Genomic DNA, 19,259 nt, shown 5'->3' with positions numbered 1-19,259 from the left:
CTGTCCTTTTTTATGATTTGGTACTGTATCCAGTTTGATAATTAATATTGTATCCTGGCTCGACGTTAAAAATGTACACGTTAAAGTGAATTTGATTACTTCCGACTGATTGGGCTCTCATTTGGACACCACGACTAAGTAATTCATTATTTCGATAAATCGGAGTGACCTGATATCTAACGTAGTTATTTGGATTTTCTTTTAGATAAGTAGCAATATCATCCTCATGATAAAGCATTAATGGGGAATTTAACGTTCTTGTCCCAGTTATTAAGTTTTTGGGATTATTGTTTTCACCACATAGTTGGTAACCAATCAGATGACTTCGGTTATATAACCAACCACTGTTGGTGTGTTTATGGTGCCATCCAGTGGGATTAAAGGTAAGTGGTTCACGTTTCTTAGTGGGCATTGTTTTAACGTTTAACATACCGTTAGCATCGGTGGCTCGGTTAAGATGATCAAGGTTACTAAATCGTAACCAGGGGCGTTTATTATGCAATTCATCAGTAGAAAAATTAGGATTATTATGATCAACTTCTACTTCTTGATTTCCGTCGTAATTTAAATCACTTAATTTTAAATCTGTTGCATGCTTCAATTGGTATTGAAGTTTTTTAAGCTTTGATCTTTTAGTATCAACTTGCCCTTGAAGTTGATTAATGCTTTTTTCAAGTTGCTGGGTACTTTCATTATCATGGGGGCTTTTATGTTCTTTTGAATTGGTTTGTTGTGAACATCCAGCAAGTAATAAGGATAATACCATGATTGGAAATAGCAGGAACTTTTTCATCGTTTAGCCCTCCGATATCCAGCTGCTTGTGCGTCTGCCTCCGAATTAAAGTAGATGACGTTTTGGCTGTTAATTTTGTAACCCGTTTGGCCAGGGACATGATAAATGTGTGAATTTTTATTTCCAACGATTCGCTGAGCGTTTGAAGTATTGATGTCATTGCTATTACTTTGATCTTGATGATTTGGTGTAGGTTTTGTTTTTAAGGTATCGGAGTCGTTTGTTTTGACATTTGAGACTGGATTAATCGATACATATCTACTGTTTAGATCATTTTCCGTATGATTGATTTGTTTTGATAGTTGTTGATTCTGTTCAATGAGTGCTTTTTTCTGGGAAATTAATTCTGATCTACTAGATTTTGAAGCAGACAGAATTACTGCCGGAGTAGTGAATAGTAATGAGGTACAGCCGATTAATATTATTGCTTTCTTGATTCGATGCATGGTTATTATGCTCCGTTTCTACTTAATATAATTAGAATATCATAAAAAATAAAAGCAAAAAATTATATTTACAAAGCAAATGAAAGATAGTAATATTTAATACGAACAGATGTTCGGGCAGGTGATATTTTGAATTATGATGATGAACCTCATGGTGTTTACTTTTTCATTGATAATAAGTCTTTTTATGCAAGTTGTGAGAGTGTTAAACGTGGACTTAATCCACTTCGTTCGATTTTGGTGGTTATGTCGGAACAAGCTAATACAAATGGAGGATTAATACTGGCCGCTTCTCCTATGGCAAAAAAGTTATTTGGGATTAGCAACGTTAGTCGTCAGCGTGATCTTCCTGATGATGAAAGGTTGTTGATTGTTCCTCCACGAATGAACTTATACATTAAAAAGAATCTACAAATTAATGATATTTTTGCTGAATTTACTGATGAACACGACATTTTGCCATACTCAATTGACGAGTCATTATTGGATATGACTCATACTTGGAGATTGTTTGGTAGTAGTTTGAGGGAAGTGGCCCTTAAAATTCAAGAGGAGGTCAGAAGCCGTTTAGGACTGTATACAACGGTTGGGATTGGTGACAATCCCGTTCAAGCTAAGCTAGCGTTAGACGTTTATGCAAAGCATGATTACGACCTGATTGGTGAGATTCATTACGAAGATGTTCCTGATAAGATTTGGAATATCAATAGATTAACGGATGTTTGGGGAATTGGAAAAAGAACAAAAGTCCATCTAAAGCGACTTCATATTAATAATATGTATGAATTGGCGCATGCTAACCCGTATCTGTTGAAAGAAAAAATGGGAGTCATTGGATTACAGCTATTTGCCACTGCATGGGGAATTGATCGAAGTAACTTGAGACAACCCCTGCATGCTAAAGAAAAAAGTTACAGTAATTCTCAGGTACTTCCACGTGATTACGTTAAGCGGGATGAGATTGAAGTTGTTATTAGAGAAATTGCGAGTCAGGTTGCTTCACGAATTCGTAATCATGGACTGCAAGCCGGATGTGTGACGTTATGGGTTGGCTTTTCTTTTTCAATAAAACAGCTTATTGGTAGCAATGGTTTTTCTCAGTCAATGAAAGTTGAACCAACAGATGATGATCATGACCTTGGTCGTTATTTAATTGAATTGTTTGAAAGGAACTGGCACGGTGAAGTTGTGCGAAATATTGGAGTTGACTACAGTCATCTCTCAAATAAGGTTGGAGAACAATTAAACCTATTTAAGGATAATCAAAATATGATTAAACAAAATGTGTTAAATAAAACCGGTGATCAAATTCGAAAACGGTTTGGTAACACGGCTTTATTAAATGCCAATAGTTTGTGTGTCGGTGCTACCGCAATTTCAAGATCTAATTTGGTTGGCGGACACAATGGAGGCAATTCTTATGAGTAATGATGTGATTTTTATTGGGAATCAAGTTTTATCCCATATTAATCATCTATTTTTGCGAATTCCTAAGACCCGCTACTGGATGATGATTGTTAATAACACTTTTGATAAAGAGTACGATTGGTTTTTGAGTTCTAAGAAGAAGTATCAACAGGAGCGATCGCAACCAATCTATGTTATTTCTGATTACGACTTGGAACTTTTAGAAAAGGTAGTTAACTATGTAACTGAATATAACCTGTTAACCATTTATTATCGTAATTTTGATGACATGGTTTGGCCTGATTCACAGAAGAAAATTCAAGATTAACTTAAAGTTAGGAGAACGTTATGAACGAAGAAGCTGTACATGATTTTTTTAAGTTTGATTATCATGATCGTGGGATTAAAAAATGGCAGGGTTATTTTTTATCAGATCATACCAGTAAACTAAATCAAATAAAGAAAGAAAAGGATAATGAGCAAACCAGAAAATTAGATGATCAGATGGATCACTCAAAAATTGATGAAATTCTGCAAAAATCGTTTGTCAGTCGACTGAGAGTGGAACTACAGTATGCTTATTATGACAAAAACGAACTAAAAGTGGAACAAATTATCGGTAGGATGAAAGGGTATTATAAGAACTTAGTAATTGTGGGAGACCAAATTCTTAAATGGAATGAAATTGTGAGTGCTAAATTAATAAAATAAACTAGGATGATGGCTTTATTATTTATCATTAATGTCTTACAATGTAGTTGTTAGAGATTTCACATATGGTGAAAAATATATCATAAGGAGAATTATTATGGCACTTAGTAATTACTTTACCGGCATCCAACATGTTGGTATTCCAGCAAAAGATTTAGATGAAACGATTGATTTTTATAAGAAGTTAGGTTTTGATAAAGCTGGTCAATTCATGTATCAAGGAAATCGTTGTGCTTTTATGAAGTATGGCAATTTAATGATTGAGACATGGGAGGGCGATCCAGTTGCTGATAAAGATGGCGCTATTAACCATATCTCATTAAACACTACTGATGCTGACGCAGCGTTTAAAGAAGCTAAGAAAATGGGCTTAGATGTTCAGGAAGATGAAATTGATACTCGTCCATTCTGGGATAAGGGAATCCGTTTCTTTAACATTTATGGGCCTAACCACGAAAAAATTGAATTCTGTCAAATTGTTTAGTTTATAGTTTGAATGTTTATATTAAGACGTGGCGATACACGTCTTTTTGTTTGCTGGAAGTTAGATGCTTGCCAATTAAATATATCTCCATTATGATATAGACTAAAGGTTTTAAGAACGAGTTTTATTAAAAATATGAGAGGAGGATGAATATGTTAGATCAAACTAAAAGATTTTTGCGCGATCAAGGATATCATTACAAAAAAACATATATCAGACCGTTAATTACTCCAGATAACGTCTATGTATTTCGCTTCGGTAAGGATAATTTAAATAATCGGCTCATTATTCGTTATGGCCATGGATGGACAGGGCGACAAAGAATTAAGGAAATTGATCTTCGATTGCATAAACAAAAGCATCCTCGGATTTTTAAGACAGAACGAGGATTGCTTAAGTATTTGGCTGGTCATTTGAAACAACACGAGCAGAAGCTTAAAAAAATTGAGGACAATAAAAATAATGCATCCAATTAACGGGTGCTTTTTTTATAAAAAGAATGAGGGGTAACAATGAACTTAGTCGAGATTTCAGTTGAAACCAGTCACGAAGCAGTTGATGCGGTCGCTAATATTTTAATGGACTTTGGAGCAAATGGAGTTCAGATTAATGATAGAAATGATTATGAAGTTTTAAAACGAGAATCTAATTGGGATCAGTATGAATTGGGAGATTCTAAAGCTGATAACGATCTAGTTAACGCTAAAGTAAGTGCTTATTTTCAGGATGATATTGAGGTAGATGCGACCGTAAAAAAGATTCATGAAAAAGTTGCTGATTTAACGCGGTTCGGTTTGAATCCTGGTAAAAATGTGATAAATGTTCATGATGTAAAAGATGAGGATTGGGCGACATCTTGGGAAAAGTATTATCATCCAGAACGGGTGACACGATTTTTAACCGTTGTCCCAAGTTGGGAAGACTATGATGTCAAAAGCTCTGACGAGTTGATGGTAAAATTAGACCCTGGAATGGCATTTGGAACCGGCACCCATCCTACTACTAAACTTGCCATGCAAGCACTTGAGATTGTTATTAAAGGAAACGAAAGAGTGTTTGACGTTGGAACTGGATCTGGAGTGCTATGTATTGCAGCGAGGAAACTTGGTGCTGGCAATATAAATGCTTATGATGTCGATAAGGTGGCCGTTAAATCAGCTGAAAAAAACATTGAATTAAATTCTGGGATGAAGGGAATCAACGTTAGTGTTAATAATTTGTTAAATGGAATCGATGAAAAAGCAGATATTGTGGTAGCTAATATTTTAGCTGAGATTATCATTCCGTTAATCCCGCAAGCAGAACGATGTTTAAATGAAGGTGGTGTGTTCATTACTTCCGGTATTATTGCCGATAAATTAGAGCTAGTGATTGACGCGCTAAAAAAACATCATTTTAAGGTTGATCAAGTTTTAAGTATGGATGATTGGCGATCAGTAATTGCAAAGAAAGATAGTGAGGTTAATTAATTGCAACACTACTTTTTAGATAAGCCACTAAAAGTGGGTCAAATTGTTAAACTTCCAAACGATGTTACACATCATTTTGTTGGGGTTATGAGAGCAAAAGCTGGAACCAAGGCGGAGTTTGTTTCTAGCCAAAATATTATTTATATTGGGGAATTAGTTGATGAAACGTCCTCAACAATTAAGATTGTTGATGTAACTAGTCAAAATACTGAACTTCCGGTTAAAGTAACGATTATTTGTGGAATCCCGAAGGCGAGCAAAGCCGACCTCATCACGCAAAAGGCAACCGAAATGGGGGTCAGTGAGATTATTTTTGTGCCTACTGAGTGGTCAATTGCTAAATGGGGGAATAAGGCACCTAAGAAGATTAAGAGACTTCAAAAAATCGCTCAAAGTGCTGCCGAACAATCTCACCGAAATGTTATTCCAATGGTGAAGTACACCGATTCAATCACTACGGTAAAAAAACTTAGTAGTGATCAAAAAGTTGTGGCCTATGAGGAATCGGCTAAACAGGGTGAAAACAGTAAATTGTATGAATGTGTGTCGAAAATGAAGCCTGGCAAAAGCTTGACCGCTTTTTTTGGACCTGAAGGTGGAATTTCACTTAAAGAAATCGAACAATTAAAGCAAGATGGTTTTGTTCCCGTCGGATTGGGGCCGAGGATTTTGCGAACTGAATCAGCGCCTTTATATTTTTTATCAGCCGTTTCAACTATATTAGAATTAAAACAAGGTGAGTAGGATATAATGTCGAAAATTAAAGAATGGACACCACAAGAAATCTTTCGTGATGCTTCTGAGTATCTTGATGATAGTGATGTTCAAATGATAAAAAAAGCATATAAATTTGCCAAAATTGCTCATGAGGGGCAAGAACGTGCTTCTGGGCAGCCTTATATTAATCATCCTGTTGAGGTGGCAGGCATTTTAACTGATCTTCATATGGATGCAGAAACGATCACGGCTGGTTTTCTTCATGATGTGGTTGAAGACACCGGTGCAACGATTGAAGATGTTACTGAACTTTTTGGTAAACACGTTTCATTAATCGTTGATGGGGTTTCAAAGCTTAGTAAGATTAAGTATAAATCGAGTAAAGAACAACTTGCTGAAAATCACCGGAAACTATTACTAGCAATGTGCAAAGACATTCGAGTAATGATTGTTAAATTAGCGGATCGATTGCATAACATGGAAACGTTAGATGCTCTTCGCCCAGATAAGCAAAAGCGAATTGCTCAAGAAACTTTAGATATCTATGCCCCTTTAGCCGATCGGCTCGGAATTGGAACGATTAAGTGGGAATTAGAAGATCTTTCTTTGCGTTACTTAAAGCCTGATGATTACTATCAAATTGTTGATTTGATGAATTCCAAGCGGAATGAGCGAGTGGCCTATGTTGATAACGCTGTAAAAAAGGTGCAACAAGCGATAAAAGGACTGGGAATCAAAGGAGAGGTATATGGAAGACCTAAACATATCTACTCCATTTATCGGAAGATGCATGACAAACATAAAGACTTTAAAGAAATCTATGATCTACTGGCTGTTCGGGTGATTGTGAAATCAGTAAAGGATTGTTATGCAGTTTTAGGTGCAATCCACACTGAATGGAAACCGTTCCCAGATCGGTTTAAGGATTACATTGCAATGCCCAAGCCTAATATGTATCAATCGTTGCATACTACAGTTGTTGGTCCTGAAGGCAAACCACTTGAAATTCAAATTCGAACTGAGGAAATGCATCGAATTGCTGAGTATGGTGTTGCTGCTCACTGGGCTTATAAAGAAGGTAAAAAGGACGAGGTTGAAAGTAATAAAAACAATGTTCAACTCAATCTTTTTAAAAAGATCATTGAAATTCAAGAGGAGTCAGAGGACGCCTCTGATTTCATGGATAGTGTCCAAGGGGATTTATTTAGCGACCGAGTTTATGCCTTTACTCCATCAGGTGATGTTATTGAATTACCCAAGGGGTCAATTCCGATTGATATGGCTTACTCAATTCATACGGATGTTGGTAATTCAACCACAGGGGCACGAGTTAATGGTAAATTAGTTCCCCTAGATTATGAAATTAAAAATGGAGATATTGTTGATATTATCACTTCCAGTAGCTCCGACGGTCCTGGCAAAAACTGGATGGGCATGGTTAAAACGCGTCGTGCTAAGCATAAGATTAAGCAATTTTTCAAACGGAGTAGTCACGATGATGACATTAATTCTGGAAGAGAAATACTTGAAAAAGAAATTGTCGATTCTGGATTTGATCCGGCTACCATTTTAACTGATGATAATTTATCCCGTGTTATCAATGAAATGCATTATACAAGTATCGATAATTTATATGCAGCCATTGGGTTTGGTGATATTCAACCTAACGGAGTTGTTAATCGTTTACTAGAACCAGAAAAAGATGAAATTGAGAAGAAACGACAAAAAGATGCCGAACGTGATGTATTAGAAGGTCATAAAACCATCTCACATGAGAGTGAGGACGCAGAACAAGGAAAGAAACCAGAAGATAACATCAAGATTCAAGGCGTTGACAACCTATTAGTTCATATCAGTCGTTGTTGTGATCCGGTTCCAGGAGATGACATTGAAGGATACATCACAATGGGAAATGGTATCTCAGTTCATAGAAGTAATTGTCCTAACTTAATTCAAGCAAAGAATGGTAATAATCGAATTATTAATCTTAGTTGGCGTAAAACTGATAATAATGTCATTACTTATAGTAGTGATTTAGAGATTCAGGGATACAACCGAAGTGGTCTTTTAAACGATATCTTAAAACGAGTTAATTCTGCTACTAAGAATTTGAATTCAGTTGAAGGAAAGGTCATTCACGAGGACCTTGTTTCTATCCGAGTCTCTGTGGGCGTAAGAAATATTCAACAGCTAAATCGCATTATTGATAGTGTGAGTGCTGTTCCTGATGTTTATGAAGTTAAACGAACGGAAGGATGAGGAAGATTGAAATTAGTGATTCAACGAGTTAACCATGCAAGCGTAAGTATTGATGGTAAAATAAACGGGAAAATCGGTAACGGATATATGATCTTAGTTGGTGTTACAGAATCCGATGGACAAGATGAAATTGATCATCTTGTTCATAAGGTTGCTCATCTAAGGATTTTTGAAGATGAGCATGGCAAGATGAATTTAAACATCCAGCAAGTTAACGGCTCAATTCTTTCTGTTTCGCAATTTACATTACTTGCTGACACCAAAAAGGGAAATCGCCCAACTTTCACTGGAGCTGGTAATCCTGAGCACGCTAAACTCATTTACGAAAAGTTTAATGACGCACTCAGAGAGATCGGATTGAAAGTTGAAACTGGCGTGTTTGGTGCCGATATGAACGTTGATTTAGAGAACCATGGTCCTGCCACATTTATTTTGAATTATCAGAAAAAAGGAAAGATTTAACATGACAAATGCAGTTTGGGATTTTGATGGAACACTTTTTAATACTTACCCGTACATGGTGACTTCGTTTTGTAAGGCGTTAGCTGAGAATGGAGTGAGTGATGTTAACTTTGATCCTGAGTCAATCTATGAAGATATGCGAGTTCATTCATTGGGCTCAGCTGAGACCAAATATTGCGCTGAATTTAATCTTAATCGAGATCAATTTCTAAAAGACTATAAAAAGTTTGAAGTTGATGAAGTTATGTTAGCAAAGCCATTTAAAGGGGTTCAATCTGTTTTGTTAAAAGTTTTAAAAACGGATGGAAAGAACGGACTTTTAACTCATAGAGATGACCAAGCATTAACTCTACTTGATCATTTTGACTTAAAAAGACTGTTTACTGGTTTTGTTACCAGCAAACAGTCTTTTAAAAGGAAACCTGATCCGGGGTCTTTGAATTATTTAATTGAAAAGATGAATTTAGATCGATCTGATACTTTTATGATTGGTGATCGACGTTTGGATGTTGATGCAGGTCATAATGCAGGAATTAAAACCATCCTTTTCGATCCTGACTACGTAATTGCTGAATCAGGAGACCCAGATTACGTAGTTCATGATTTTAACGATATGTTAAGTTTAATTAAATGAGCTTAGCACGCCGTCTAATAAGGGTCCAAATGTCTCCCCAAATAATACAACGTGCATTAGTGAGTAATAGAAGCGGTACCAACCGACCCGGTTTTCAAAACCCGGTTCAATTGGATAGGTGTCATTGTAACCGCGGTAGAAATCGCGGTTAAATCCACCAAAGACGGTTGTTACACCAAGGTCGTATTCACGGTCGCCGAAATAAACGTCTGGATCAATTAACATCGGCTCATGATTAGCTGTAAAAATAGCATTTCCAGACCAGAGGTCTCCGTGGAGCAGGCTTGGGGTACTGGGATGTTTTGTGTAGTAGTCAATAATTTGTTGTCTCATAACTTGATAATGTTGGTCTCTGGAATCATTCCAGCGGCCTTTTTCTTTTGCTATTTTTACCAACGGATCAATTCGTTGTTCGACGTAGAATTTTTGCCAAGTGTCTTGCCAGGTGTTATTTTTTGGTATTTTTCCAGCATCAAAGTTTTGGTCTAATCCAAACTGATCGTTATGAATTTTATGAACGTTTGCGACCATTTTGCCAAGATCGTATTGGTTTCCAGAACCAACGTCAATCCAGTCTAGGATTAAAAAGCCGTCACCATCAATTTCACCAGATGCTACTACCGTTGGTACGTTGGCCGCTTTCGATAACAAGTGAATTCCTTCAACTTCATGATCAAAGAATACTTTTCCACGATTAGGCTGGACCTTCATAAAGTAAGTTTTATCTGGAGTTTTAACTTGGTACGAGTCATTGATGTCTCCGCCTGAAACCGGAGTTAACGATTCAACGTTCTTTAATGGTAATTGAGTAATCCAATCTTGATTTAATTTTTTCATAGTAAACTCCCTTCTAATAAGTCTTGTTTACATAATTATTGATTCCATTGGTTACATCATTTGCAACGAGATTTTGGTAACTAGCATTTTTAATCTTACTAAAGTCATGGTCATTATTAATGTATCCCATTTCGAGTAAAACCGATGGGATTGAGACATCCCTAATCACTAAATAGTTACCAACTTGGACACCACGATTATTAAGGGGAACATCATCCATATTGGAATTGATATCAGATGCCAGTTGTTTTGATTTTCCTGAATGATAGTAGTAGCTGGTAAATCCACTTGCGGTGTTATCGGTACTGGATGAATCAAAATGGAAACTCACGAAGAGGTTGGCATGATTATCAGTTGAAAAATCGGGTCGTTTGTATAGGCTAACCGTCTTATCTGAATCCCTTGTCATGATAACATGCGCACCACGATTACGCAGCTTATTTGCGACTTGTTGGGCTAGTTTAAGGGTGTAGTTTTTTTCTTTTTGCCCGCTGGTTGATAGTGCACCCGAGTCACTTCCTCCATGACCAGGGTCTAAGACGATGGTTGTTTCTGATAGTTTAGTGGCTTTATTAAGCTTACGATTATTGACTAACCAAGTAGGTACCCAACCAATCTTTTGGTTTTGATATACAACTCTGTACCAGTTGTCTTTTTCACTTAGAATTTGAAGTCTAGTTCCTCGGTTAATGGTTTTGACCGTACGATATTCAATCCCTGGACCGGATTTTATGTCCAGGTTATTAAAGCCAATACTGACATTATTTTTTATTAACATAACTAAAAGGATAATCAAGGTTACGCCCACAATTATCAAAGTAGTGTAAAAACCGCGTTTATTTTTTATGTATAAATTTATATTCATCTTTTCGACCTCATTAATGATACGATTACTCATAATAGTATAACTTTTTGTCTTTTTGTTTAAGCATATAATAAAAATACTCACTAGAATCTTGACAATTTATGTGGGTTTTATTAGTCTTAAAGTGATTTAAAATACTGTTGACGATGAATAGTAACCGTTTAGTGGTCTGAAGAGAACGTCCAAGTGCTGAGAGGGCGTGTCCTATAAATGGTAAAGACGCATCGAGGTAAAATGAATAAACAAAAGAAACTAAAAAAGGTGGTACCGTGCTAATTGCGCCCTTGTGATTACATGGTGCGCTTTTTTTATGCTTTTGACTCAACTAAATGAGAGGAAGATTAGTACATGAAGCGAACAACGTATGCTGGAAACGTTAACGAGGATTATTTAGATCAAGAAGTAGTCTTAGATGGATGGGTTGCTAAAAAGCGTAACTTGGGAAGTCTTATTTTTATTGACTTACGTGATCGTGCTGGGATCGTTCAGTTGGTTTTTAATGAAAAAAATGGCAAAGAAGCCTTTAAAGTAGCCGAATCAGTTAAAAATGAGTATGTTATCCAGATTAAAGGAAGAGTGGTTGCTAGAGCAGAAAAAGAAATTAATCCGGATATCCATACCGGAAAAGTTGAAGTTGATGTTTCTGACGCTAAGGTTTTAAGCACCTCCAAGCAAACCCCATTTGAAATCAAAAATGATATCAATGCGTCTGATGACTTAAGATTAAAGTATCGTTATCTTGATCTTAGACGTCCAGTGATGCAAAAGGGATTATTGATCCGGAATCGGATCTTACAGTCTACTCACAAGTATTTTGACGAAAATGGATTTATCGATATTGAAACCCCAGATCTAACGGTTTCAACTCCAGAGGGAGCAAGAGACTACCTAGTCCCATCAAGAGTATATCCGGGATCATTTTATGCATTACCTCAGTCTCCGCAGCAGTTTAAACAGTTACTGATGGGAGCTGGATTTGATCGCTATTATCAAATTGCACGGTGCTTCAGAGATGAAGACTTACGGGGTGATCGTCAACCAGAATTTACCCAGATTGATATGGAGACTTCATTTCTTTCTGCTGAAGAAATTCAGGAAATCACAGAAGGATTAATTAAAAAAGTCATGAAAGATACGGTTGACGTTGATGTTAATTTGCCCTTTGAGAGGATTACTTGGCAGGAATCAATGGACCGATTTGGTACAGATCAACCGGATACTCGCTTTGGGATGGAATTAAAGGATCTTTCGGACGTAGTTACTGGGTCCGACTTTAAGGTATTTGATTCAGCAATTAAAGATGGTGGTCAGGTTAAAGCCATTGCTATTCCTGGTGGTGCAGCAAAATTTTCAAGAAAAGATATTGATAAGTACGGTGAATACGTAAAGCGTTTTGGCGCTAAGGGACTTGCATGGATGAAAGTCACTGATGATGGATTCTCTGGCCCAATCGCTAAATTCTTTAAAGATCCAGAAATGGTAAGTAAAATTAAAAAAGCCACTGGGGCAAAAGACGGTGACTTGTTATTATTTGCTGCTGATCGGAGTAAGGTAGTGGCTGATACTTTAGGATACCTCCGGGTTGCCATTGCCAATGAGTTAAATATGATTCCAGAAGACAAGTATAATTTCCTTTGGATTGTTGATTGGCCACTATTTGAATATGATGAGGGTGCTGGGCGTTGGGTTGCTGCTCACCATCCATTTACGATGCCAAATGTAGGTGACGAACATTACCTAAATGATGGAGAAGATCCCCACAAAGCGCATGCTCAAAGTTATGATATTATTCTGAATGGACTGGAGCTTGGTGGAGGATCAATTCGTATTCATACACGTGATCTTCAAGAAAAGATGTTTAAAGCCCTCGGATTTACTAAGGAAAGTGCGGAGAATCAATTTGGGTATTTCCTTAGAGCATTAGATTATGGTTTTCCACCACATGGTGGTTTGGCAATTGGATTAGATCGTTTTGCTAGGTTATTAGCACATCGTGGTAATATTCGAGATGTAATTGCCTTCCCTAAGAATTCAAAGGCAGTTGAACCATTGACTGGTGCTCCTACACCTGTTTCTGACAAACAGTTAGATGAATTAGGCATTTCAGTCGATAAAAAGGATAATTAAATATTAGCTAAAAGTTGTGGTAACCCCACAACTTTTTATTTTTTTTAAATTTTGGAATGGTATACTAGTTATGAATTTCTAAATGATCAGGGGCTACTTAAATGGACGACGTACAAAAAATTTTAAAGCGACATCAGTACATATCTAAGTTCTCGACCGCCTTCGTGTACGGAATCATGGTTTCAATTGCGATGAATTTCTTTTGGACTCCCGGACACATTTATTCTTCAGGAGTTACCGGTTTTGCACAGCTATTGGATACTCTTACAGAACGGTATTTTCCATTTACAATTTCAGCTGCTTTGGGACTTTTCTTACTGAACATTCCAATGTTTATTTTGTCTTGGAAACAAATTGGTCATCAGTTTACCATGTTTACGTTCGTTTCCGTTGTGGTTGCCAGTGTTATGATCAAAATATTACGGCCACTGACTCTGACAACGGATCCATTGATTTGTGCTATCTTTGGTGGTGCCATTAACGGATTTGGAGTGGGTCTGTCGCTTAAAAATGGGATTTCTACTGGTGGGTTAGATATCTTAGGAATTGTTATCCAACGTAAAACCGGTAAATCAATTGGGACAATTAATCTGATATTCAATACTTTTATCATCTTATCAGCGGGATTCTTTTATGGTTGGCCCTATGCTTTTTATTCAGCAATTGGAGTCCTAGTTAACGCGAAAGCGATGGATCTGGCATATACAAGGCAACAAATCGTGCAAGTAATGGTAGTTACTGATCGTCCTAAGACGGTGGTTGATAGTATTCAAAATCACCTTAGGAGAGGTATTACGATTATTCATAATGCTGAGGGAGCCTATAACCATAAAAAAAAGTCGGTTTTGTTCACCTCAATTTCACGATATGAAATGACCGAATTTGAAGCGGCTTTAAATGAATCTGATCCAGATTCATTTGGAGTGGTTGTGGATGTTGATAAGGTACTAGGGAATTTCTATGAAAAGAAGCGAAAATAGCTTATTAAGTTAGAGTGTCCCGGTTTTTTCTTTATGATATAATGTCTCATTGTAATTATTGAAAATGGTGGTTTAAGTGAAAGTCATGTATACATGGTTAATTAAAATAGTTTCCGCAATTTTTTATTTTCGACCAAAGAAAAATATATATTATGTTATGAGTTTCGATAATAACCTTAGGTTGATTAAACAGATTGCCACTAACACGCCCATTGGACAAGAATTAGTCGTATTATACGAACCCGAAATTGAAGCTGCAGCAACTGATTTGAGTGCATTTGGAATCAAGACGATTCCCTTTAATGAAAACGCTAAATTTGCGTTATTTACCGTTCCTCAATTAATGTCAGCTCGAGTTTTGTTCTGTGATAATTACTTCCCATTTTTGGCTGGTTTAGTACGACCAAAGAGTAAGATGAGAATTGTTCAATTGTGGCATGCTGATGGTGCCATTAAATGTTTTGGATGGGAAGATCCCACGACCAAGAAAAGATCGTTTTTCGATAGACTTAGATTTCAAAGTGTGTACAATCATTTTGATGACTTTGTGGTAGCTTCAAAAGCGATGGGAAAGATCTTTGAACGCAGTTATCATGAAGTTCCTAGTAAAATGAAATATTTAGGCTATCCACGTTCGGATCGATTGTTTAAGGAACGCTGGAGAAGAGTTGCCAGACATCGTGTTTATCAGGTTGCTCCAGAATTAAAGGGTAAAAGAGTCATTTTGTATGCTCCAACATATCGGGATGGCTTAGAGTTTGAACCTCCAAAAAGTATTGGCGAAGCATTGACCGCCGATCCAAATGCGATTACAGTGGTTAAACTTCATCCCTTACTCAGGGATCAGGAAGCACGTATTAGAAAGTTTTCAAACGGAAATATTCGTTTTTATAATCAACTTTCAACGTCTGATTTACTTTCAGTTTGTGACACACTTGTAACGGACTATTCTTCAGTTGCCTTTGATTTTAGTTTATTGCCACAAGCACGATCAATGATTTTCTTTATGTTTGATTTAGAACAATACGAAAAAGACCCAGGAATTCAAAAGGATTTCTTACAGTGGTTACCATCTAAACCAATCACTAAGGTTGATCAGTTGAATAAAGCCATTGTGGATAATCAAAAAATTGATTTTACTAATTTTAATAAACACTGGAACACTTATAATGATGGGTATGCAACCGAACGGGTTATTAAAAAGTATGTTTTACAAAATAATTAGATAAACAGAAAAGGGAGAGTGCTGAGCTTGAAGGAAGTTTGGGCCTTACTTAAGGAACAATTTGAAAATTTGGGCATTATTTTTCGAATTTCAAAGTATGAAGATAAGGCTACGTATCAAAGTCATTATTTGGGCTTAGTCTGGGAGTATCTTTATCCGCTGATTCAAATTGCAATTTACTGGTTAGTCTTTGGTGTTGGGTTAAAGGGTAGTACCGGACACAACGGCAGTTATCTCCCATGGATGGTCATTGGGATTACTCCTTGGTTTTTTATGAACCGAGTTACACTAGACGCCTCTAAGAGTATTTATCAACGAGCTGGGTTAGTTTCAAAGATGAAGTTTCCAATTAGCATTTTACCTTCGATTAAGTTAGTCAGTAACTTGAGTTCTTTTTGGACAATGTTGGCGTTTTCAATTGTAATTGGTTATCTTTATGGAGTTCGACCGAGTTTGTTCTGGTTCCAGTGGATTTATTACTTTATTGCCATGATTGCTTGGTTAATTGCTTTTGGCATTTTTAATTCGACCATTACCGTCTTGGTACGAGATTATCATGTCATGTTGCAATCGTTTATGAGAATGCTGTTCTACATCTCAGGAGTTCTATTTAACTTTGAATCGTCTGCATCATTTCCGCCATTTTTAATCAGAATTTTGGAGTTGAATCCGTTTTTTTACATTGTTCAAGGATTCAGGGATTCAATGTTATCGAGTAGCTGGTTTTGGGAGAAGCCACTGTTAACCGTGATTTTTTGGTTGATGACGTTATTTTTCTTTTTAATTGGATCTCATCTTCACTTTAAATTTAGATCGCATTTTGTTGATTTAGTATAGGTAAAAATAACATGAATGGAAAACAAATTAAAAACAAGTTAATTAATGGGATTAAGTTGACTATTCGCACTGGGCTCATCGTTTTAAACGATGGGTTTATTTGTTTACCAACTAAAAAAAATGAAGTAATGTTTGAAAGTTTTAATGGTAGGGATATAAACGATAATCCAGCCGCCATTTACCTTGCGTGGGTGAAGCAACATCCTCATGATGCTAAAAAAGCCTATTTTGGTGTCAAAGCTTCCAAATACAAACAATTACACGAAAAGTATCCCAACATAAAGATTTTACGGCGTTTTTTTCCAAGGTGGGTTTGGCACATTGCTAGGGCAGACTTTTGGGTTTTTAATTCCCGATTTCCGAAGTGGTGGAAAAAGAATAAGCGGACCACCTATATCCAAACATGGCATGGAACCCCGTTAAAAAAATTAGGAATTGATATCAAACACGTTGCGATTCCAGGTATTTCCACTAATCAATACCATGATGATTTTGTCAAAGAAGCCAAGCGGTGGGACTATTTAATTATGCCTAATCAGTATTCAGAACGAATCTTTGATCACGCCTTTGATTTTAGAAATATTCCGTTACGAATTGGTTATCCCAGAAACGATGTCTTATATCATAAAAATACTTCAGGTGAGATTAAAAAATTAAAAGAAAAAATTATTGGTGACTCGACTTCTAAAGTTATTTTGTATGCACCAACTTGGCGTGATGATGATTATCAAAAGAAGGGCAGTTATAACTTTGAGTTACCGTTTTCTTTAAAGGGTTTCTTTAAGTATGTATCTAGTGACACTGTTTTAATTATTCGTCCGCATTACTTAGTCAAGGACCAAATTGATATTTCTGGGTATGAAAAGCGAGTTTACATTGAAGCTGATCGTGATATTAATGAGTTATACTTAATTTCAGATTTACTCATTACTGACTATTCTTCAGTAATGTTTGATTATGCCAATCTAAAACGGCCAATGTTGTTTTATACTTACGACTTAAAGCATTATAAGGATGAACTACGTGGATTTTATTTTGATTTTCTAAGCGATGCTCCTGGTCCAATTGTTCAAAATCAAAATTCTTTTTATGAAGAGTTGTCTAATTTTAATGAAAATGGTAAGTTTGCTGGGTATCATCAGAAAATGAAGAAATTTTATGGTAAGTTTTGTAGTTGGGAGCATGGAGATGCTTCTAATCAAGTTGTTAAAGTAATGGGGGATAAACATGAGTAATGATGAATTTTTGATTGGTTCACATGTTGCAATGAAAAAGCCAGAGATGATGTTAGGATCCGCAAAAGAAGCCGAACGCGATGGTGAGAATGTCTTTATGTTATACACTGGTGCTCCTCAGAGCTCAAAAAGGACCCCGATTGCAAATCTTAAAATTGATCAAGCACACGACTACATGGCTGATCATGATTTACGTGAGGTGGTAGTTCATGCACCTTACATCATTAACTTAGGTAACACAAAAAAGCCACAAAGTTTCCACTTTGCGGTTGATTTTCTTAAACAAGAGATTGATCGATCTGAAGCAATGGGAGCTGATCAAATTGTTTTGCATCCCGGTGCACATGTTGGTGCTGGCGTTGAAGCCGGAATTAAGCAGATCATTAAAGGGTTAAATGAAGTAATCACCCCAGAACAAAAGATTCAAATTGCACTTGAAACAATGGCAGGAAAAGGGACTGAAATCGGGTCGACTTTTGAACAACTTGCTGAGATTATTGACGGTGTTAATTTGAATGATAAGTTATCGGTTACCTTTGATACCTGTCATACTAGCGACGCTGGTTATGACATTAAAAATGATTTTGATGGGGTTATGGAAGAGTTCGATCAAGTTATTGGTATTAATCGAATCAAAGTGATTCATTTAAATGATTCTAAAAATCCAATGGGATCCCATAAAGACCGTCATACTAACATTGGTTTCGGGACCATTGGATTTGATGCTTTAAATTATGTAGCCCGGTATCCCAAGTTTGATCAAGTTCCTAAGATTTTAGAGACGCCGGTTGTTAAGATTGGGGATGTTAAAATTAATCCTCATCAATATGAAATTAAAATGTTAAAAGAACAGAAGTTTAATCCTGATATGATTGAGGATATTAAAGAAGATTATCAAGCTAAAAAGATTAATGATCTTGTTCGTTAATATTAAGACTTTGAGTTATGATGGTAGCTGTTTCTTCAATTGACTTGTTATACACGTTAATTTGAAGACAATTTAGTTTTCGATAAAGTTGCTTGGCATAGTCAAGCTCTTTTTTTATTTGATTTGAGTCCGAGTATGGAGTGTTTGGGTCTAACCCATAAGCAATCATCCGTTCTTGCCGAATCTTTTTTAGATTGGTAACTGAATTGGTTAAACCAAATATTTTATTGTGGTCGATCTGATAAACCTCTTCTGGTAATTGGATGGTAGGACCGATTGGGACGTTTGCTACTAAGAAGTTTTGATTGGCAAGGTATAGCGATAATGGCGTTTTAGATGTTCTTGATATTCCTAAAAGAACGATATCAGCTTTTTTGAGGTCATTAGGTCGTTTTCCGTCATCATTAGCTACCGCAAATTCGATTGCTGAGATCCGTTTGAAGTAGTCTTCATTTAAGTTGTGAACTAGGCCAGGTACCTCTGCAGCAGATTCATGAAGTTTTTTAGAAATGATTTGAATGGGTTTTTGAATGCAGTCAAAACTATAAAGGTTATTTTCTAGTGCAAATTGAGATACCATTTTACTCAGGCTTGGATCAACTAAAGTGTGAAAAATGATGGCGTCCTGTTTTTTAGCAAGTTTGAGTATTCCATCGAGCATGGATTGCGTTTGAGTAAATGGGTATCGTTTAAAATTAGCGTTTGCTTCTGGAAATTGAGAAGCAGCGGTTCGGGCGATCGAAGTTGCCGTGGCACCACTTGAATCAGAAATGATAAATGCATTAAAATTAGTTGCCATAATATTTACCTCCTACTTTGTTAACATTTTATCATATTTCTTGT

21 protein-coding genes are annotated in these 19,259 nt (G+C 36.4%); 16 read left to right on the top strand and 5 right to left on the bottom strand.

What is annotated here, in order from left to right; genetic code table 11:
* Positions 1-10: 10 nt before the first annotated feature.
* Together AC6UDF_RS03210 and AC6UDF_RS03205 are read right to left on the bottom strand one after the other, a co-directional pair.
* Positions 11-793, bottom strand: coding sequence for a DNA/RNA non-specific endonuclease (locus AC6UDF_RS03210; protein WP_500706414.1), 783 nt, complete (start codon positions 791-793; stop codon positions 11-13).
* On the bottom strand, positions 790-1,239 hold the full coding sequence (locus AC6UDF_RS03205; RefSeq protein ID WP_500695590.1) for a sunset domain-containing protein: 450 nt from the start codon (positions 1,237-1,239) through the stop codon (positions 790-792). The genes AC6UDF_RS03210 and AC6UDF_RS03205 overlap by 4 nt, the downstream gene beginning before the upstream one ends.
* A 129-nt stretch (positions 1,240-1,368) precedes the next feature.
* On the opposite strand from AC6UDF_RS03205, the gene AC6UDF_RS03200 reads away from it, so the two are divergent.
* The 10 genes from AC6UDF_RS03200 (at position 1,369) to AC6UDF_RS03155 (ending at position 9,382) form a co-directional block, all read left to right on the top strand.
* Positions 1,369-2,667: a Y-family DNA polymerase gene (locus tag AC6UDF_RS03200; protein WP_500706416.1), complete on the top strand. Its 1,299-nt coding sequence runs from the start codon at positions 1,369-1,371 to the stop codon at positions 2,665-2,667.
* Positions 2,660-2,974: an acetyl-CoA carboxylase gene (locus AC6UDF_RS03195; protein WP_500693825.1), complete on the top strand. Its 315-nt coding sequence runs from the start codon at positions 2,660-2,662 to the stop codon at positions 2,972-2,974. The genes AC6UDF_RS03200 and AC6UDF_RS03195 overlap by 8 nt, the downstream gene beginning before the upstream one ends.
* Before the next feature lie 20 nt (positions 2,975-2,994).
* Positions 2,995-3,357, top strand: a complete 363-nt coding sequence (locus AC6UDF_RS03190) for a hypothetical protein (protein ID WP_500693824.1) — start codon at positions 2,995-2,997, stop codon at positions 3,355-3,357.
* A gap of 97 nt (positions 3,358-3,454) precedes the next feature.
* Positions 3,455-3,841: a VOC family protein gene (locus AC6UDF_RS03185; RefSeq protein WP_500693823.1), complete on the top strand. Its 387-nt coding sequence runs from the start codon at positions 3,455-3,457 to the stop codon at positions 3,839-3,841.
* Between the two features lie 152 nt (positions 3,842-3,993).
* Complete coding sequence (locus AC6UDF_RS03180) at positions 3,994-4,317, top strand: hypothetical protein (protein WP_500695594.1); 324 nt, start codon at positions 3,994-3,996, stop codon at positions 4,315-4,317.
* Positions 4,318-4,353: 36 nt separating this feature from the next.
* Positions 4,354-5,310, top strand: a complete 957-nt coding sequence (gene prmA / locus AC6UDF_RS03175; protein WP_500706417.1) for a 50S ribosomal protein L11 methyltransferase — start codon at positions 4,354-4,356, stop codon at positions 5,308-5,310.
* Positions 5,311-6,054: an RsmE family RNA methyltransferase gene (locus tag AC6UDF_RS03170; RefSeq protein ID WP_500706418.1), complete on the top strand. Its 744-nt coding sequence runs from the start codon at positions 5,311-5,313 to the stop codon at positions 6,052-6,054.
* 6 nt (positions 6,055-6,060) lie between these two features.
* Complete coding sequence (locus AC6UDF_RS03165) at positions 6,061-8,286, top strand: RelA/SpoT family protein (RefSeq protein ID WP_500706419.1); 2,226 nt, start codon at positions 6,061-6,063, stop codon at positions 8,284-8,286.
* A gap of 6 nt (positions 8,287-8,292) precedes the next feature.
* Positions 8,293-8,748 carry a D-aminoacyl-tRNA deacylase gene (gene dtd / locus AC6UDF_RS03160; protein WP_500706420.1) on the top strand — a complete coding sequence of 152 codons (456 nt, stop codon included), beginning with the start codon at positions 8,293-8,295 and terminating at the stop codon, positions 8,746-8,748.
* 1 nt (position 8,749) lies between these two features.
* A complete protein-coding gene (locus AC6UDF_RS03155; RefSeq protein ID WP_500706422.1) occupies positions 8,750-9,382 on the top strand; it encodes an HAD-IA family hydrolase in 633 nt (210 codons plus the stop codon).
* On the opposite strand, the gene AC6UDF_RS03150 is transcribed toward AC6UDF_RS03155, so the two are convergent.
* A complete protein-coding gene (locus AC6UDF_RS03150) occupies positions 9,371-10,219 on the bottom strand; it encodes a fructosamine kinase family protein (RefSeq protein WP_500693816.1) in 849 nt (282 codons plus the stop codon). The genes AC6UDF_RS03155 and AC6UDF_RS03150 overlap by 12 nt on opposite strands.
* A 13-nt stretch (positions 10,220-10,232) precedes the next feature.
* Complete coding sequence (locus tag AC6UDF_RS03145) at positions 10,233-11,084, bottom strand: N-acetylmuramoyl-L-alanine amidase family protein (RefSeq protein ID WP_500696642.1); 852 nt, start codon at positions 11,082-11,084, stop codon at positions 10,233-10,235.
* Positions 11,085-11,432: 348 nt separating this feature from the next.
* On the opposite strand from AC6UDF_RS03145, the gene aspS reads away from it, so the two are divergent.
* The 6 genes from aspS (at position 11,433) to AC6UDF_RS03115 (ending at position 18,416) form a co-directional block, all read left to right on the top strand.
* Positions 11,433-13,211: an aspartate--tRNA ligase gene (gene aspS, locus AC6UDF_RS03140; RefSeq protein ID WP_500706424.1), complete on the top strand. Its 1,779-nt coding sequence runs from the start codon at positions 11,433-11,435 to the stop codon at positions 13,209-13,211.
* Positions 13,212-13,312: 101 nt separating this feature from the next.
* A complete protein-coding gene (locus AC6UDF_RS03135; RefSeq protein WP_500693813.1) occupies positions 13,313-14,191 on the top strand; it encodes a YitT family protein in 879 nt (292 codons plus the stop codon).
* A 157-nt stretch (positions 14,192-14,348) separates the two neighbouring features.
* Complete coding sequence (locus tag AC6UDF_RS03130; protein WP_500695603.1) at positions 14,349-15,416, top strand: CDP-glycerol glycerophosphotransferase family protein; 1,068 nt, start codon at positions 14,349-14,351, stop codon at positions 15,414-15,416.
* A gap of 27 nt (positions 15,417-15,443) precedes the next feature.
* Positions 15,444-16,253, top strand: coding sequence for an ABC transporter permease (locus AC6UDF_RS03125; RefSeq protein WP_500693811.1), 810 nt, complete (start codon positions 15,444-15,446; stop codon positions 16,251-16,253).
* 11 nt (positions 16,254-16,264) lie between these two features.
* Complete coding sequence (locus AC6UDF_RS03120) at positions 16,265-17,488, top strand: CDP-glycerol glycerophosphotransferase family protein (protein ID WP_500695604.1); 1,224 nt, start codon at positions 16,265-16,267, stop codon at positions 17,486-17,488.
* Complete coding sequence (locus AC6UDF_RS03115; protein WP_500693809.1) at positions 17,481-18,416, top strand: deoxyribonuclease IV; 936 nt, start codon at positions 17,481-17,483, stop codon at positions 18,414-18,416. Before AC6UDF_RS03120 ends, AC6UDF_RS03115 begins: the two co-directional genes overlap by 8 nt.
* Here the strand turns inward: AC6UDF_RS03115 and AC6UDF_RS03110 are convergent.
* Positions 18,397-19,215 carry a pyruvate, water dikinase regulatory protein gene (locus tag AC6UDF_RS03110; protein ID WP_500696648.1) on the bottom strand — a complete coding sequence of 273 codons (819 nt, stop codon included), beginning with the start codon at positions 19,213-19,215 and terminating at the stop codon, positions 18,397-18,399. The two genes, AC6UDF_RS03115 and AC6UDF_RS03110, sit on opposite strands and share 20 nt — an antisense overlap.
* Positions 19,216-19,259: the final 44 nt, after the last annotated feature.

Source organism: Fructilactobacillus sp. X2R6C1, assembly GCF_059901295.1.
This window is presented reverse-complemented; position numbering and strand designations above follow the sequence as displayed.

Coding starts and splice junctions, on each gene's coding strand:
- AC6UDF_RS03130 (WP_500695603.1), top strand. CDS start 14,349: ATGAGTTTCGATAATAACCTTAGGTTGATTAAACAGATTGCCACTAAC.
- aspS (WP_500706424.1), top strand. CDS start 11,433: ATGAAGCGAACAACGTATGCTGGAAACGTTAACGAGGATTATTTAGAT.
- AC6UDF_RS03195 (WP_500693825.1), top strand. CDS start 2,660: ATGAGTAATGATGTGATTTTTATTGGGAATCAAGTTTTATCCCATATT.
- AC6UDF_RS03185 (WP_500693823.1), top strand. CDS start 3,455: ATGGCACTTAGTAATTACTTTACCGGCATCCAACATGTTGGTATTCCA.
- AC6UDF_RS03190 (WP_500693824.1), top strand. CDS start 2,995: ATGAACGAAGAAGCTGTACATGATTTTTTTAAGTTTGATTATCATGAT.
- AC6UDF_RS03120 (WP_500695604.1), top strand. CDS start 16,265: ATGAATGGAAAACAAATTAAAAACAAGTTAATTAATGGGATTAAGTTG.
- AC6UDF_RS03155 (WP_500706422.1), top strand. CDS start 8,750: ATGACAAATGCAGTTTGGGATTTTGATGGAACACTTTTTAATACTTAC.
- AC6UDF_RS03145 (WP_500696642.1), bottom strand. CDS start 11,084: ATGAATATAAATTTATACATAAAAAATAAACGCGGTTTTTACACTACT.
- AC6UDF_RS03180 (WP_500695594.1), top strand. CDS start 3,994: ATGTTAGATCAAACTAAAAGATTTTTGCGCGATCAAGGATATCATTAC.
- AC6UDF_RS03205 (WP_500695590.1), bottom strand. CDS start 1,239: ATGCATCGAATCAAGAAAGCAATAATATTAATCGGCTGTACCTCATTA.
- AC6UDF_RS03165 (WP_500706419.1), top strand. CDS start 6,061: ATGTCGAAAATTAAAGAATGGACACCACAAGAAATCTTTCGTGATGCT.
- AC6UDF_RS03110 (WP_500696648.1), bottom strand. CDS start 19,215: ATGGCAACTAATTTTAATGCATTTATCATTTCTGATTCAAGTGGTGCC.
- prmA (WP_500706417.1), top strand. CDS start 4,354: ATGAACTTAGTCGAGATTTCAGTTGAAACCAGTCACGAAGCAGTTGAT.
- AC6UDF_RS03150 (WP_500693816.1), bottom strand. CDS start 10,219: ATGAAAAAATTAAATCAAGATTGGATTACTCAATTACCATTAAAGAAC.
- AC6UDF_RS03210 (WP_500706414.1), bottom strand. CDS start 793: ATGAAAAAGTTCCTGCTATTTCCAATCATGGTATTATCCTTATTACTT.
- AC6UDF_RS03115 (WP_500693809.1), top strand. CDS start 17,481: ATGAGTAATGATGAATTTTTGATTGGTTCACATGTTGCAATGAAAAAG.
- AC6UDF_RS03135 (WP_500693813.1), top strand. CDS start 13,313: ATGGACGACGTACAAAAAATTTTAAAGCGACATCAGTACATATCTAAG.